Raw genomic sequence first — 15,584 nt, forward strand, 5'->3', positions numbered from 1 at the left:
TACCCAGTGCGGGTAATCGCTGGGTAATCCGGTAACCTGGGGTTGGATCGTGCCAACGCGGCATACGATGCCAGCTGCTGGCCCGGATCCGCCGCGGCCTGCAACCCAATCCGACGCCACTGTTGCCCGTCAGAGCGCTCAGCAATGCAAGACGGCCGCAGCTTCGTGCGTCCGTTCATAACGCGTCAGCCGGGCGTCTAGAGCCGCAACGAACCGGATGCGCGCTGTGGCGCGACAACGAATGCGATTATCGCTCTGATCTTGGGGTCGTTGGACGAACGTCACTCAATTTCGGCGCCTCCTGAGAGTCCGACGCGCTCCTGAAGAAATTCTGTCGACTTTGTCGTCGGCAAGCAGCTCCAATTCGGCAGTGGTCGACCATCGAACATAGGCAACGACGAAACGGACTTGCCAGTCGGTTGAGCGAGCATCGTCACCGATGTCGTCAAGCCCCTCCCTGATGGCGAACGCCGCGTTGAGGAGACGCTGCTGCTCATCCGCCGTGCGCCGGTCGTCCTTTGTCGCCATCCCGGTGCTCCTTGATGTGAAAACCAGCGTACGTGCCCGGCGAATGAGACCGTGTGCCCGTGCGAGTTCGATTGCTCTCCTGCCGTGCGGCAGACGCCACGGTCGGTTTCGCCGGTTCATCCTTGACCCCCTGGTGAAGTTCGCATTTGACTCGTACGTGTGCGGCTATGGAAATCGTCGCCTTCCAGACACGCCGACACTCCCCTCGCCACCAGCGAGCCGCACACGTAGTCCTCGCGTTCGTGCGCACGACGGCGCCGATGGTTGCTGGTGTCTGCTCTGCACCAACAAGCGTCCGCTGCAGGAGCCTCGGACGATTCACGGGCGGCACAGCGGCGCCGCCCTTCCCCAACCAGAAGGATCCGACAATGACCTCACAGATCGCCCAGGACCAAGAACCGACCACAGCCGCTCAGACATCGGGGGATGCTCCTTCGCGACCCGCAAACGCCATCGTTGAGTTGAATGCAGCCCGAGCAGCCGCGCAGGAGATCAGATCCGAATGGTTGACGGCCGTGACCATCGGCGTCCTCACCATTCATGATCTCGTCGAGCACGCCGCTGCGCCAGAAGGCAGACCACTTATGCGCCTTCCCCTTCGGCGCCTCCTACTGGCCAGCCCAGATTTCACTATCAAGGAAGCCGACCGCATCCTCAAACATGTCTCCGACGTGCTTAGATTGCGCGACGACGATCGTCGAAATCAACGCACCGTCCAATGGCTCCTTGACGACCGGACTGGTTGTCGACGGTTCATGGCTTGGATGGATGCCATAGCGCCGCGCGAACGACCGTGGTCCGGATGGCCCGCCACACCAAGCTCAACCACCACCGTCGGAAAGCCAGAGACGCTGGGCAGGTGACTTCGAACCGACACGGTGGGAATCATGGTCGATGAGGAACCGTGGTACTCGCTGTTGCGGGAGCAATGGAAGCCGGACAGCGTTCATCTTTTATTGATCGCGGAGTCCGCCCCCGATGACCGCGGCGACCCAACGCAACGTTATTTCTTCTACGCCGATCACCTTGGTGGCGCCGACAACCTCTTCCGCAGCGTCGTCCAAGCGATGTACGGGACGACGAAGGTTGACCTCAAGCAGAGCGGTAAGCGGCCCTGGCTGGAGCGCCTTCGGTCCGACGGCTTCTACCTCATTGACCTAGCCCCCTACCCCGTCAACGCGGGATCACAGGCCGCACGAACTCGTGTCCTGCGAGAGAGCGTCGCCGGCTGTGTCAAACGAGCACAAGCCCTCAACCCGGATGAGGTCGTCGTGGTGAAATCTAACCTGTACCCCATGCTCGCCGGTCCACTCCGCGCCGCCGAGCTGTCGGTTCGGCAGGAGGCGGGCATCCCGTTCCCGCTGGGGAACAAGCGTGCTGAGTTTGTGTCGGCGTTCAACGACGCACGTCGACGAAACGACGAAGGCTGATCCGGAGACGTGACGGTCACCACCACCGGAGGCAAGACAACGCGGTCACCGTCCGCATTGCCAATGTGCGACGACGTCCCCCGCACGGCAATAGTCCCAAACATCATGCGGATACCTCGGGAGCGAGAGCGACCGCCGGCGATCGCCGTGGATGTCTGACAGACGAGATGTGACGGATGTGCTTTGAAATGGACGCCCTGTAGAAAAGGACGCCGGAGGACTTAACCAATCATGTTGGGGTCCACCTCGACTGGCGTCACCGTCCAAGCAGAGATCCCGTCGCCATCCATTCTCGTCGTACGGAATGTCGGGCCGCGGTGCACCGAGGCGCCTCAGCGCGAATAGTCCCACCCCGAGCTTTGAGCATTGCAATTTCTGCGTACTCCCCGCGGGCCACACTGACTCAGACCGCGACCATCCCAGCTCAGTAACAATTCACCTTCGTGATCCGAAAAGCACCACCGGTGTCTTGGTAATCCTCGAGGGTCATTACTGCAACCGAGTATTTTCCGAGGGAGCCGGCCGTGTCGTTCACGAATCCAACCACGACATCGTTTCGGATGAGGTTAGCTTCCAGATATACGCCGGTGCACGTCGTGGAGGCCGTCGAGACGACGACAACGTTGCAGTCGTAATAGCCGCAGGTGAACTCACTGTCTTCGGCGAAACGGTAATACATACCATCTCCGGCCGGGCTGTACCCAGCTAATGCCATGGTGGCGGCTTCATCAGCTGCGGCCTTCGCAACCCTCGCAGCAGCGGCTGCCGCGGCTGCCACCGCCTTTGCCTGCGCCGCGATAACTGCGTCCGCCTCTACCTCCGCGTCGAACACCGCCTTGACGACAGTTGCATGGTCGACGATTTCGGCATGGTTCTGATAACTCCAGGCGAGATACCCACCGCTCCCCAAGAGGAGAATCAGCGCAGCCGCGAGAGTGAATCCGAACGCCTTGCCCGGCATCCTCCGGCGTTGTCTCTTCGTTTTGATGGGTACCGCTGCGTTCACTTCACTGTTTTCACGAGCTGGCTCGACAGGACCTGCCGGGGACTCATCCATGGATTTGCTCCTCAAGCGAGATCGTGGCGACCCGAATCTTCTCGGCGTTCACGGTATTCATGACGGCGACGAAGGTGATGCCGGCTGTGGCGAGCACGATCACTATCAAGGTCAGGCCAGCGGCTAGGCCGTTCACTCCGCGCGGGCTCCGATTCGTCTTCCGCAACCGACGAATGCCATCAGCTTCGTCATCGAGCCGCATCTCATCGCGCTCGGACCCGGCCCAGTTGTCTTGGCGCGGAGGGCGGGAGTTGAACTCCTGCACGTACGCGATCTCATGCTCGGTTAGCGCCCAGGTCCAGCCGCCATCCGGCTCTGGGTTCGTGCCCCTAACCGGGATCTGCTGCGTTGCTTTGCTAGTAGTCATCATTGTCCCCCGACGATGCAGCCCGCTTTTGTTCAAACTGGCTCGAGCCCTATTCAACCGGCAACAGGAGCCCCGCGCGAATCCCGGATCCTGCGTCGCGTCGCTCTTGATCGATTGCGGCACATAAGGCAAAGAAGGCGATCGCGTCATCCGGCGATTTGTCCGGGGAAATACACTGCCGGAATTTCGCTCTCGCGCAAGAATTTGAGCACGTAAAAAATGGCGCCGCACACGTACTACTTCGACATGAAAGTCATGTCGCGACGAGAACGAAGCCTCCCATTAGTGAAGATCCAATTCCCTTTAGCAGCATGCAGTCGGCATGCCCCGACCCGGACCTCGTCGCGGCGAAACGGCACGACCCGTACTGGGACGGCTTGTGGTCGGCCGGCAGCAATGCGGCGTGGGCGGAAGCATCCGTTTCGCGCCTGCAGGAAGAGGCTGGACGGCCAAAACTTCAGCATTACCTCCGCACGAATGCTCGCCCTCACGACTTCTCGTGGGTGCAATCAGACACCTTCCGGCCAATGAAGTTGGCCGCGCTCAGCGTCGTCGATTCCTGGAGAAACGCTACATCGGAGCAGCTCGCGGCCTTCACCGGTATCCACCGATTCGCCAGCGGCCGAGACAACGCTTTGACCGGTCTCTTCCAAAATGGTCTGATCGACGTCGGTGGATTTGCGCACGGAACCCGGTCCAGTTTCGGAGAATTGCGGGGAGCCTTGTACCGGCCAGCGCGCAACCGCGTCTTCGAAAATTCGGTACAGCCACTGCTGACCCGACCGGAATGGCTTTCCGTCACGGGCGGCCTGCCCTGGGGATCCGGCCGTCAGTACGAACGCCATAACGTACTCGCGGCTGAGTTCGGATTACGAGTAGCCGAGTACGGCGAGATAGCGAGCGTGCTCGGGGAAAAGATCTCCACGGTGGACCTTCTCGCCCACTCCGGCCTCGGGCTGCCCCGGACGTCCTCTCAGATGACCGCCGACCTGACACTGGTCAGAACTGACGGTGCGAGGATCGCGGTCGAGCTGACAGCATCAGCGTCCGGGACCGCGTTCGATGCGAAAGTGGCGCGGTGGGCGCGGCTCCTCGCTGACCGGCCAATGAGCGACAGTGGCCTGACAGTGCTGTTTCTGTGCGTCAACCGTCAAGACGTCCAAGACCGAGACGGGACTAATTCCATCCTCGCCACCGTGCGTAAGGCCATAACTGCAGCGGTCAGATCTTCCCCCGGTACCAGTGCAAATCGGGTGGCCGAACGGATGTTCCTTGCCGATTGGCAAGATTGGTTTCCGGTACGCGGCGCGGCGGCGCCAGGATTCCAGACGTTGGATTGCGAACGGCCTACTGGTCCAGCCACAGACCTGTGGGAACCGGCTTCGCTACTCGACATTTTCGACGTCCCGTTCAACCCTCGGGGCAGTTTCCAGCCATTGGCTCTCGCCGAGAACGCATCGCTGCTCGGATCGGTGCCCTACTGGCTGCGTCGGGGTCATGAGCCCGTACCCCTCTGGGAGGCTGCGCTCGGACACCTCGGGAACGGCGGTGCGCCCACAAAAACTGGCTCAGAAAACAGTTTGGGGCGGCCCCACGCTCCTGGATTTCCAGGTGTCGGGCCGGCAAAGCCTCCCCTTCGTCTACGCAATTTCGTCTAGACGAGCACAGGGAAATAACCACGCCCCTGTCTGCCGGGCGCACATCAGTTCTCCGCAGGTCTTCCGACAAGCGGCGTTCGGGGCAGCCGACATCCCGCCCCCGCATACCCACAGTGATGTTTCTCAAAGGCACAAGACTTGCCGCGCATGACTCCCTCGGACGAGAACTGCTCGGCCATAAGAGCGAATGTGGCAGCACGATGAATGCAAGACGGCCACCATCGAATTGGCTACAGACTGCCGCGCATGACGCAAATGACTTCTACATTCCGTTGGAAGTCTTCACGAAAAGAACAAGACTAAGGAAAAATATTGAATTCGTTCCCTCCCCAGCTCACGCCCCTGCTTTCCCAGCCCAAAACGACTGACGTCCCGAGCTTTTCCTCAATGTACGACATTGAGGGGTACAACAAGGCCGGTCGTTCGAGCTACGGGTACGACCGCGCCGGCTTCTTCCGCGACGGGTGGAACATCGACGGCACTCATCTCGACGGCCGCCTGTTCGACCCAAACGGATTTGATGGGAACGGCGTCCACCAAGAAACTGGCACTAAATTCGCCCCCAGCGGCAGGAAGAGGTTCATCGCTTTCCTCCCTAACGGCAACGCCAATGGCTTCGGACACGACGGTCTCGATGTCGAGGGGACTAATGCCCGTGGTTTCGGCCGAAACGGTTTGCACGAGTCCACGGGTACCCGTTATGACTCGGACGGGCTCGACAAGGAGGGGTTCGACGCGGACGGCTTCAACGAGGGCGGCTACTACTTGACCCACTTGATCCACTTGAGCTTCTATCTCGCTCCGGATCCAATCTCTGTTTACAAATTAGGCTGGCACAAAGACACCAGAAACGCATACTCGCCTGAGGGGTTCGATTTCACTGGGCGCGACGAGAACGGCCGGGACTCTACCGGGATGTTCTGGGAGCTTGACGATGCCTGAGCACGGGTCAACGACGAAGACTGAGTACTTGCGGGTGTCGGGGCCGCTCAATATTGTCTCTGGGTGCCACTGACATTGTCTTGCGGTGCCAGGCCGTCGCGCGGTTGAGGGCCAGGAATGTCCGAACGCGCGGCGGGCCCGGACCTCGTCTTGGCCGGCGGTGAGTTCGTTCACATTTTGGTCACCGGTCTCGACCCGGAGAGCGTTGCGCGCGATGCGGTCCACGATGACGACGACGTGAACACGGAATCGAGGATGGCCCCCACGGAAATTTTCGGTGGCGCCACAAGAAGCCTCTTGCACCGCCGACCAATGGTTCCGAAGATCAATAACACCGGCCCCCCGGAGAGCTGATCCTCAGGTTAACAACGCTGCACGATCACCGCATCTTGGCCACTTTCACCGAGGTCGGACAACAGCTCATACCTTGGTCTGCTCCAAGAATTTATTGGGCCTGATCGAGCGCCCGCATGTGCACCGATCATTCTCCCGGTCCTACGAGTTGCATGAGCTCGCTGTAGTCGGTGACCACGTCGTAAGTCACGGCGTCGTCGTGCTTACGGTTGATCGCAGCGAAGAACTTGCGGGCGCATTCGATCTTTGCTTCTTCGACGCCCTTGAGTTGCATCGACGACAAGGAGCCCTTGGTCTCGGCGATGAAGTACACGTGCTTGACCTGGCCTTCCTGGAACGCAATCGCCCAATCTGGGTTGTAGTCGCCAACCGGAGTGGGGATGAAGAACCCGCGCGGTAGCTTCGCATAAACGACAACCTCCGTGCTGGTATCCAACTGAGTCACAAAGTCGCGCTCGATCTTGGAGTCGGTGATCACGTAGTCGTAGATGTGCTTATTGAGCTTCTCCCCGGCCTTCGCGAAGTCCTGCTTCGTCTGGTTCTGTGTGAAGATCGCCGTGTCGTGGCGCTCCGCGAGGGTGTCGTACGTCAGATGCTCGACGATGACGGTAGCCTTCTGCTCATTCATGAGACGCACGGCCTCCGTGATGAACTGCTCTGGGTTCTGTCGATACTTCGCGAATGTCGTCGGCTTAATCTTGCTCAGGATCGCTCCGGCCGTGCGACGGGTGAGCTGCGTAGTCTCCGTGATCTCGCCGAGCAGGTCGTATCTGACCCGAGACGACGACGAGACTGTTTCAGTATGAGTGCTCGTCGACTTGACGGTGAATCCAGTCCCGTTGGCGAGGTCATCAGCATCGATTGTGGTGCGTTGCTCGCCTGTCTGCACGACGTACTGCATCGCCGCGACATTGAGGTGGGCATCCAACGCACTTACGCATTTACCGATCAACTCCTCGGAGTCAAACGCGACTTGGTAAATCGCTTTGTGATTGATGCGACTCCAGAGTTCTTTGAACTCTTTCTTCGCAAAATTCTCCTTATTCAGCGGAATCTTCTTAGGCTTGCGACCATCGTTAATGAAGTCGATGTTTAGCTGAAGCGCATCGACGAGTGGCCACATAAAATCAATCACTGGCCTGAGGACATCCGAGGTCGACTCTGCAAGGGAACCCTCTTCGCGCGCTGTGGTGTAAACGTCTGAAATGGTGTTGTCCTCATTGATGTAGTCGTTCTTCACGAGGTAGTGGTACAGGGCGTTTGCCAGCACTTCCTCAACGACGCTCTCACCGTCCTCTGTAGCGAACGCCTTGCCGACGAAGTACTCGACGCTCGCCTTGCGGGGACGGGAGGCGAGCGATTCACTAATCTCCTTCTGCAAGCCCATCACAAAGTCGGTGTAAGACTCGTCAGTAACCACGGTCAGTTCGTTGATGTCGTGCACTGTAACGGCGTTGTCCATGCGCTCCCCGTCCTGGTCGACCGCGAGCCGCAGCCCGCGACCAATTTCTTGACGGCGCGACACGGTATTCTCACTCCTCTTGAGCATGCCCATAACAAAAACATTTGGGTTATCCCACCCCTCGCGTAGGGCGGAGTGCGAGAAGATAAACCGCACTGGCTCGGCGAAGGACAGCAGTCGTTCCTTGTCTCGCAGAATCAAGTCATAGGCGTCCGTGTCGACCGATTGCCCTTTCTCGTCGCCGGCCTTCTTCACCTCTCCATTGACCAGCTTCTTCGACTTTTTGTCGATCGAGAAGTATCCCTGGTGCGTCGTCTCGACTGCAATTGCTTCAAGGTGGCGGCGGAAAGCGGCGGAGTGCTCGTCCAGCGTCAACTGGCTCAGCTCGTCCGCGACCAGCTCCTGGTACTCCTCGACGAAGGTGCGGGCGTAGTCACCGAGCGAGTCCTCGCGCTCGTAGTCGCGGTACTTGGCTACCTCGTCGATGAAAAACAAAGAAAGCACTTTAATGCCTTGGGCAAACAGCTCACGCTCCTTGTCGAGGTGGGCTCGGATCACCTCGCGAATCTGCAGGCGACGTTTGGCCTCGTCGGTGACATCCTCGGTAACTTGCCCCGCGCTCACGACGTCGCCGTTGCTCAGGTCGATCACGTCGAGGTTGGCGTCGATGTCGATGATGAACAGGCCCTTGTATGCCTCGAGACCACCGGAGATGTCGTAGAGGTTCGCACCCACGTCTAATCGTTTCACCTGCCGCTTGATGCCGTTCTTGGTCTGCACTTCCAGCTCGACCCGGGCACGCGGTTTCACACCCTTGGCGATCTCGATTGCCTCAAGGTAAAGGTACGCTGTGCTGCCCGCCAGACCTTTGACGGTGATGCCACGCACTGAGATCTTCTTCACTAGCTTTTTGTTATAGGCCTCTAGCGCGTCGAGGCGGTGGACCTTGTTGTACTCAACCTTGTGAGTCGCTGAGTAGCGCAGCACCATGAGCGCGTTAAAACGACTCAGCGCCTGCAAAGACTTGGGTGCACCGATCTTCTGCGGCTCGTCGATGATGACGATCGGCCGGTTTGCGCTGATCACGTCGATTGGGCGACGGGACTGAAAATCATCCAGCACGTCGTAAATACGTCGGTTGTCCTTGCCTGTGGCGTTGAACGCCTGGATGTTGATGATCATCACCTGAACCCCAGAATCGGAACTGAACCTTTCGAGTTCGTGCAATTGACTCGAGTTGTAGACGAACGACCGCGGCTTGGTGCCGTAGCTCTTCTGAAAGTGATCGGCGGTGATCTCGAACGTTTTCTTAACACCTTCACGGATGGCCACGCTCGGCACTACGACGATGAACTTCGACCAGCCATAGCGCTTGTGCAACTCCATAATCGACTTGATGTAGACGTATGTCTTGCCCGTACCAGTCTCCATCTCCACATCGAGATTCACGGGCGCCGCTGGACTTGGCACAATTGCCTTCGATAATTGGAGTCCGCGCTCTTTCTGCCGTGAGTGGATGTTTTCCAAGAGCTCGGATTGGTTCAGCACGATGTCGGCGTTACGAAGGCCAGCGTCCTCGATGAGAGTCGGTGCACCACGCTTACCGGGATCAACACGGTATTTGATACCGTCGACAAATGGCTGTCCCACGAAGCAGTCAACGACGGCCTCCACCGCTTCGGTCTGGAATTGCTGGATCTTGAACTTGAGTTTCATCTTGCGACCTAAACCGTCTTGACTTCAGTGTCGGGAGACATTTCTTTGAAGATTTGTTCAACATTTATCCGAACTGAATCGGAAGCGAAACCAGAGTCGCGGAACACGGCACGCAGCGGCCTCCGCGCCGCCAGATCGACGACGAGGTCTTCGGTTATGTGTGCTGCGAAGCATGCCACAACGGCATCCTCGTCAACGAAATAGACCGTGCTGTCGAGCACTTCCTCCTGGCGGAACGGGAGAGACAACTCGATCCCCCAGTCGATGAGGATCTGAAACAGCAGGTCTTCATCGCGGCGGTCAGGCTTGACCACGTCAACGTAGAGACTTAACTCGTCCTGTTGGATGGCGTCGGGCGTGTAGTACGCATCGGAAAGGTTTGACGAGTCGACCTTCAAGACGCGGAAGCCAATGTCTTGATTCCATCTCTCGCGTGTAATTCCAGCAAGAATCTTGGTTCCTGCTCGGCGAATGCGCTCCTTGCTCAATTCAGCGATCGTCGCATATCCAGCCTTAAACGCATCGGAGCTCTCTGCGCACTTTTCAGGCATTTGGACCATGATGAACTTGCGGTTGCCGCCATCGTCTGCGTTCAATTGCATGACAGCATGCGCGGTCGATGAAGATCCAGCGAAGAAGTCCATCACGATATCATCGGGCCCACAACTCATGGCCTGGAGATCCATCATTATCCGAATGGGTTTCTTCCCGTTCGGAAATGCAATGTCCCCTTCTTTGGTCAAATTGTTGTAATCGATATCGTCCCAGAGTGTGCCTCGGAATTCCTTCTTGACCAACTTTTCATCTTCGAGGTCTACCACGTCCTTCAGCCAGGCAAACAGTTCCCGGCTGGGCCCGCGATAGTACATTTTGACAAGTTCCCCGGAGTGGCGTCCCTTGCCGGGAACGTACTCAATGCTCAGCAGGTCCTTGCTGCTTACGTCCCCGAGAGACAGAACTCGTTGGCGGATTGACGTCTGCGCATTCGTCGTTCTGAATATTTTATGAAAGTAGGCTAAGTACGCGCGCTCAAGATCGCCTTCGAACTCCTCGTCTGCGATTGCGCGAATTGATTTGACGACCGGACTCGAGTGCTCATACACCTGAATCGATTGGCCAGCGCCGTCGAGGAAATCGCCTACTTTCTTAGCCTCGCCTGGTGATACGAGTACGTTTGTGTACTTCCAGCTTTTTCCGCTGATCTTCATTATGTTGATGTAATCCATAAGATTCTGCTTCTTGGTCGGAACCGTGACAATAGAGAATTCATCTCTTGAACGCGCGTAAGCAACGATGTATTCTGTATTGTTCTGAAGGCTCCCCCCTTGATGACTTCCGCTGACACCCGCAACCTTCGTCTTTACCGTAATTAGATTCAGGAAGTTGTTCCCACCGAATACTTCGTCGCAGACCTTTCGCAGGTTGCCAATCTCGGTCTCGTCAATTTGAATGAAGATGACGCCATCACTTCGAAGGAGACTCCTAGCTAGACGAAGGCGAGAGAACATCATGCTCAGCCAGTCTGAGTGGAAGCGCCCGTTGGAGTCAGTGTTCGCGACAAGACGATTTCCCTGCTCGTCCAGTTGATTAGAGCGCATAAGGAAGTCTTGTGTGGTCTCCGCGAAATCGTCTTCATAAATGAAGTCATTGCCCGTGTTGTATGGCGGATCGATGTAAATCATCTTGACCTTGTTGAGGTAGGTCTCCTGCAGGAGCTTCAGAGCATCGAGGTTGTCCCCTTCAATGAACAAGTTCTGAGTGCTGTCGAAATGAACGCTTTCCTCACGTACGGGGCGAAGAGTCTTCGCAATCGGGGCGTTCGCAGCGAACAGCGCCTCCCGCTTTCCTGGCCAGTCGAGTTGGTAGCGCTCCTGCGGTCCCTCGATGACGTGATCCGCCAACTCCTGGCGCAGAAGATCGAAATCGATGGCGCGCATCGGGTTGCCATGTTCGTCAAGCGTCTCGGTAACAACTGTGGGGAAGAGTTCGGCGAACTTCTTGATGTTCCACGCGGTCAGGTCGGGCGAGTGCATTTTCAACTTCTCCACAGGGATTCCTCGGTCTTTGGCGTTATAGGTTCGGTCAGTGCATTGAGCGCGGCAGTTCGGTCACGAAGCTGCCGTCGCAGTTCTACCTTGCGATTGAATTGGGGCTCGGTTCGGAGCTTCTTGTCCATGGCTGCTATCTCGCGTTCGAGCTTGCGCCCTAATTCCATCCTCCCAGAGGCGTCCGACGAAGCCTCTCCGGGGCGCAGAGCAATAGGCAGAATGGGCGCCAGCAGGCTGGTGTAAAGGCCGGACAGGTCGAGGGCGGGGGGCAGCAGCGCTCGAGTGGCATTCGCTCTATGCCAGTCCGTCGTGAAGTAGGAGCTGAGTCTCGGAATCCCCGCACCGATCTGCTTGTAGGCGGCGGTCATTCGCGTTGTGCCGTGATCGCCTAGACCACGGTTTATCTCGAAGATGATCGGCGTCGGGATTGCCTTGTCGATGGCCGCGAGCACGCCGTCAGTGACATCGTCATCCTTTGCATCGATTGCAAAAATCTGGATCTCCGGGACTGCTGTATTGCTGCGGAGATGGATCGTTTCGTCGGAGAGTTTGTAGGCCCAGGTGATGCGCTGAATTTCGGAAACGAATTTGCCGCGCACGGCAGGCGAGATCGTTGCCTTTTCGTAGAATTTGGTCTTCGGGACGGGACGGCCAAATCTTGCCGCCGCTGGCCAGAGATAAAGGGGGGCGCTCATTCAGCAACTCCGCTGGCCGGGTCCACGATGGCAAGGAATGCGACCAATTCAAAGTCGTCGAGTCCGCTGATGGCCTGCGTCAGCGCGGTGGTTCGACCTGGCGTGAATAGGCTGTCGAGGTCGTGTTCCTCAGTCACGTCGATCATCGATCGGATTGCTGAGGTGAGCAGATCGGAATAGTGGCTCATCTCCGCGCCCTCACGAGTCGCGGTGTTAAAGATGCGACAGACACTGGCGATGGGCTCGTCGTACACACGGCATCCGATACGGATCAGGTCGAGCAAATGCTTGACCCGTGTGTGGTCAGCGATGACATTGCCGTCATTGTCGAGATAGATGAGGTAGTGAGGGTGCAGGCGATTGCCACGGTTAATGGTTTCGTCGGCGTTGACGTTGCGCAGCGCGAAGATCGCTCCGGGGTGCAGCCCCATCTCGGGCCGAGCGGGCACGACAGCATGCAGCCCCTTGGGCGTCGCCGCGAGGTCACCGTATTCCTTGACGTAGCCGAGGAGATCCATGCGGAAATCGTTGAGGCCCAGGTCCGTGATGGATACTCCCGTGCGCACATCCTCTAGCTCGATGACTTCGTCCTGAAGTTTGCGGAGTTGCTCCCTCCGGAAGGCAGTGTCGCTGGACTGCTGCGTAAGTATGTTGTCGTCCGCGGTTGCTGCGAGGTCGGCGATCACCATGCGGCTTTCAACGCGTTCCTTGAGGTTGATGTACTCGTCGAGCGAGATGTCCGGCCAGAAATTCACGAGCTGGATCTGGGCGTTCGTGGAGCCGATGCGGTCGATACGCCCGAACCGCTGGATGATGCGCACGGGGTTCCAGTGGATGTCGTAGTTGACCAGGTAATCGCAGTCCTGGAGGTTCTGGCCCTCACTAATGCAGTCCGTACCGATGAGCACGTCGATGTCTCGGGACTCTTTGGGCATGAGGATGTCACGAGACTTCGATCGCGGGGAAAACAGCGTCAGCAATTGCTGGAAGCTGAAGCCCTTGCCAAGGGTCGTGCGGGGGGTGTTCTTGCCGGTGACGATGCCTGTTTCAAGGCCACTGCTGGCGAGAAATGGAGCGATCTCGCGGTACAGGTAGTCGGCGGTGTCGGCGAACGCGGAGAACACCAAAACCTTTTGGTTGCCTGAGTTAATCGGAGAGCTCACCTTGGCTACGATGCGTCGCTTGAGTTCAAGAAGTTTCAGGTCGTGTTCGGGTGTGATCACGTTCATCTCGCCCAGCAGGTCCGCGATAATTGCCTGGTCATGATTCAGGTCGCGTTGCCATGACTCCACATCCATGTCGGCCAGCTCGATGCGCACCTTCGATCCCACCACCGCACCTGTTGGAACTTCGAAGTCATCGTCGTCGGCCTCAATATCGCCAAACTCGTCGGATAGGTTCGCGACCGAAGCCGCATGCCCCTCCAGTGTGTCGAGAGTTCCGTCATGCGCCGTTGCCAACCTACCGAGGGTGAGCCGAAAGGCTTCGACCGAGCTTTCGAGGCGCTTGAGTAGGTTTGTAGTCATCAGACGCTGGAGGCCGCGTTCTCGATTGATGTGCCCCAGGTTGGCCACGGCGCTATTGCCCTGCGGGTCGTATAAGCGCTCGTACTTCTCGCGCCGGCTCGGGAACACGTAGCTCAGTGGGGCGTAGATCGCTAATGTGAGCGACGAGAGCTGCTCGAAGATCTCATTAAACGTCGGCACGTCCGGTAGGTCAGTCAGCGGCGCACGCACTGACTCCGGCGGCAGCCGGTGGGGAAACGCACCGATCTCAGTCGTATCGTAAAACGCTTGGATGTGCTTGCGGGAGCGGGCGATCGTGACTGCGTCAAGCAGTTCAAAGAAGTCGAAATCTAACCGTGCCAAAATAAGGTCAGCGGTGCGGTCTTCGACGGGCAGTTTGGCCCACTCGTTAAACACCCGTTGCGCCTGACGGAAGACCTCTTCGATGCTTGTGGAAATGTCGAGCTTGGCCGAGAGCTGCTGAGAGTCGCCCTCGTAGGCCAGCGCCAGCTGATTGCGCAGGTCAGTGAACTGGTTGTTGACCGGGGTGGCCGAAAGCATGAGCACCTTGGTCTTCACACCCTGCTGAATGACCTGCCGCATCAACTTTTGGTAGCGGGTCTCCTTCTCAGTCGTGAAGTCGGCGTTCCGGAAGTTGTGACTTTCGTCGATCACGACAAGGTCGTAATTGCCCCAATTCACCCGGTCGAGCGGGATACCTAACGATTCTCCCCTTGTCCGAGACAGGTCAGTGTGCGCAAGAACGTCGTAGTTGAGGCGGTCGGACGCGAAGATGTTCGTCGTCAGGTTGGCGTTGTAGTTGGTCCAGTTCTCGGCGAGCTTCTTGGGGGCAAGGACGAGGACCGATTTGTTGCGCAGTTCGTAGTACTTAATGACCGCAAGCGCAGTGAAAGTCTTCCCGAGTCCGACGCTGTCGGCGAGGATGCATCCGTTGTAGGTTTCAAGTTTGTTGATGATTCCCGTTGCGGCGTCGCGTTGGAAGTTGTAGAGGCTCTTCCAGATCGCGCTGTCCTGGTAGCCGGTCAAATCGTTGGGGAGTACATCCTCGCTGATGTCGTCGAGGAACTCGGCGAACAGGTTGTACAGAATGAGGAAGTAGATCCGCGAAGGGGAATTCTCTGCATACACCGACGCGATGTGGTCATGGACCGCCTCGGTCACGTCGTCGAGTTGATCAGAGTCGTGCCATAGCTGATCGAAAAGCTGCACGTATTGCGATGTCATCGGGGCTTCATCGATCTTGGTCACGAAGTTTGAGACCGAATTACCGCGTTCATAGCCCAGATCAGCTGCAGTGAACCCCTGGATCGGCTGGTACGTCGCCTTGTCGTCAACGGTTGCGAACTGTTGCATCGGGGCACCAGTCGTATTCGACTTAAAACGCACTTTGCGACGCACCCACTCTGCGCACTCCCTCGCGATCGCCCGCTGGGTCATCTTGTTGCGCAGGCGAATCTCAAATTCCGACCCGTACAGAGTCGACTCACCATTGCGGGCGTGAGGGATGAAAAACTCGCGCCGCTCCTTGGACACCCGATCCGTCGCCTTCGCCGTGACAAACGAAGGGGACGTGAAAATGAACTGAAGTTCTTCGATCCCATTCAATTCTTTCTTCAAAGCCTCGAAGGCGAAGATTGAAAAGGTCGACGCAGCAATGCGAACCTTCGAGCCGGGTAGAATCTCAGACTTTAGGTCGTCACCAAGCAGCTCATTTACGTTGTCGATGATGCGCACGCGATCTCACCCCCACTGCATTTGCGGACCGTGGCGTTGTTCCGCGCCACTCGCCGATTCCCTGACG

11 protein-coding genes are annotated in these 15,584 nt (G+C 57.9%); 4 read left to right on the forward strand and 7 right to left on the reverse strand.

Annotation, left to right across the window (positions count from 1 at the left end; all coding sequences use genetic code 11):
* Nucleotides 1–285: 285 nt before the first annotated feature.
* Nucleotides 286–528 (reverse strand): hypothetical protein, encoded by a 243-nt coding sequence (locus tag CXY71_RS14300; protein WP_104136659.1) that lies wholly within the window; start codon nt 526–528, stop codon nt 286–288.
* Between the two features lie 368 nt (nt 529–896).
* On the opposite strand from CXY71_RS14300, the gene CXY71_RS14305 reads away from it, so the two are divergent.
* Together CXY71_RS14305 and CXY71_RS14310 are read left to right on the forward strand one after the other, a co-directional pair.
* Nucleotides 897–1,391 carry a hypothetical protein gene (locus CXY71_RS14305; RefSeq protein WP_104136662.1) on the forward strand — a complete coding sequence of 165 codons (495 nt, stop codon included), beginning with the start codon at nt 897–899 and terminating at the stop codon, nt 1,389–1,391.
* 24 nt (nt 1,392–1,415) lie between these two features.
* Nucleotides 1,416–1,958, forward strand: coding sequence for a hypothetical protein (locus CXY71_RS14310; RefSeq protein ID WP_146072836.1), 543 nt, complete (start codon nt 1,416–1,418; stop codon nt 1,956–1,958).
* 424 nt (nt 1,959–2,382) lie between these two features.
* Here the strand turns inward: CXY71_RS14310 and CXY71_RS14315 are convergent, their stop codons facing one another.
* Complete coding sequence (locus tag CXY71_RS14315; RefSeq protein WP_146072837.1) at nt 2,383–3,015, reverse strand: hypothetical protein; 633 nt, start codon at nt 3,013–3,015, stop codon at nt 2,383–2,385.
* The gene (locus CXY71_RS14320; protein WP_104136671.1) at nt 3,008–3,385 is read right to left on the reverse strand and encodes a hypothetical protein; all 378 of its coding nucleotides are present in this window, start codon (nt 3,383–3,385) and stop codon (nt 3,008–3,010) included. The genes CXY71_RS14315 and CXY71_RS14320 overlap by 8 nt, the downstream gene beginning before the upstream one ends.
* A 308-nt stretch (nt 3,386–3,693) precedes the next feature.
* On the opposite strand from CXY71_RS14320, the gene CXY71_RS14325 reads away from it, so the two are divergent.
* On the forward strand, nt 3,694–5,040 hold the full coding sequence (locus CXY71_RS14325) for a hypothetical protein (RefSeq protein ID WP_104136674.1): 1,347 nt from the start codon (nt 3,694–3,696) through the stop codon (nt 5,038–5,040).
* A 387-nt stretch (nt 5,041–5,427) separates the two neighbouring features.
* Complete coding sequence (locus tag CXY71_RS14330; protein WP_146072838.1) at nt 5,428–5,982, forward strand: hypothetical protein; 555 nt, start codon at nt 5,428–5,430, stop codon at nt 5,980–5,982.
* Between the two features lie 481 nt (nt 5,983–6,463).
* On the opposite strand, the gene CXY71_RS14340 is transcribed toward CXY71_RS14330, so the two are convergent.
* The 4 genes from CXY71_RS14340 to CXY71_RS14355 are packed head-to-tail and all read right to left on the reverse strand — an operon-like array spanning nt 6,464 to nt 15,517.
* Nucleotides 6,464–9,514, reverse strand: coding sequence for a type III restriction-modification system endonuclease (locus CXY71_RS14340; protein ID WP_104136685.1), 3,051 nt, complete (start codon nt 9,512–9,514; stop codon nt 6,464–6,466).
* Between the two features lie 8 nt (nt 9,515–9,522).
* Nucleotides 9,523–11,562 (reverse strand): site-specific DNA-methyltransferase, encoded by a 2,040-nt coding sequence (locus CXY71_RS14345; protein WP_146072839.1) that lies wholly within the window; start codon nt 11,560–11,562, stop codon nt 9,523–9,525.
* Nucleotides 11,550–12,257 (reverse strand): DUF4391 domain-containing protein, encoded by a 708-nt coding sequence (locus CXY71_RS14350; RefSeq protein WP_104136688.1) that lies wholly within the window; start codon nt 12,255–12,257, stop codon nt 11,550–11,552. Before CXY71_RS14350 ends, CXY71_RS14345 begins: the two co-directional genes overlap by 13 nt.
* Nucleotides 12,254–15,517, reverse strand: a complete 3,264-nt coding sequence (locus tag CXY71_RS14355) for a helicase-related protein (protein WP_104136691.1) — start codon at nt 15,515–15,517, stop codon at nt 12,254–12,256. Before CXY71_RS14355 ends, CXY71_RS14350 begins: the two co-directional genes overlap by 4 nt.
* Between the last annotated feature and the right edge of the window lie 67 nt (nt 15,518–15,584).

The sequence above is a fragment of the Cryobacterium sp. Y62 genome (genome assembly GCF_002929785.1).
Taxonomy (GTDB): domain Bacteria; phylum Actinomycetota; class Actinomycetes; order Actinomycetales; family Microbacteriaceae; genus Cryobacterium.

Coding starts and splice junctions, on each gene's coding strand:
- CXY71_RS14305 (WP_104136662.1), top strand. CDS start 897: ATGACCTCACAGATCGCCCAGGACCAAGAACCGACCACAGCCGCTCAG.
- CXY71_RS14300 (WP_104136659.1), bottom strand. CDS start 528: ATGGCGACAAAGGACGACCGGCGCACGGCGGATGAGCAGCAGCGTCTC.
- CXY71_RS14325 (WP_104136674.1), top strand. CDS start 3,694: ATGCAGTCGGCATGCCCCGACCCGGACCTCGTCGCGGCGAAACGGCAC.
- CXY71_RS14315 (WP_146072837.1), bottom strand. CDS start 3,015: ATGGATGAGTCCCCGGCAGGTCCTGTCGAGCCAGCTCGTGAAAACAGT.
- CXY71_RS14320 (WP_104136671.1), bottom strand. CDS start 3,385: ATGATGACTACTAGCAAAGCAACGCAGCAGATCCCGGTTAGGGGCACG.
- CXY71_RS14350 (WP_104136688.1), bottom strand. CDS start 12,257: ATGAGCGCCCCCCTTTATCTCTGGCCAGCGGCGGCAAGATTTGGCCGT.
- CXY71_RS14310 (WP_146072836.1), top strand. CDS start 1,416: ATGGTCGATGAGGAACCGTGGTACTCGCTGTTGCGGGAGCAATGGAAG.
- CXY71_RS14330 (WP_146072838.1), top strand. CDS start 5,428: ATGTACGACATTGAGGGGTACAACAAGGCCGGTCGTTCGAGCTACGGG.
- CXY71_RS14340 (WP_104136685.1), bottom strand. CDS start 9,514: ATGAAACTCAAGTTCAAGATCCAGCAATTCCAGACCGAAGCGGTGGAG.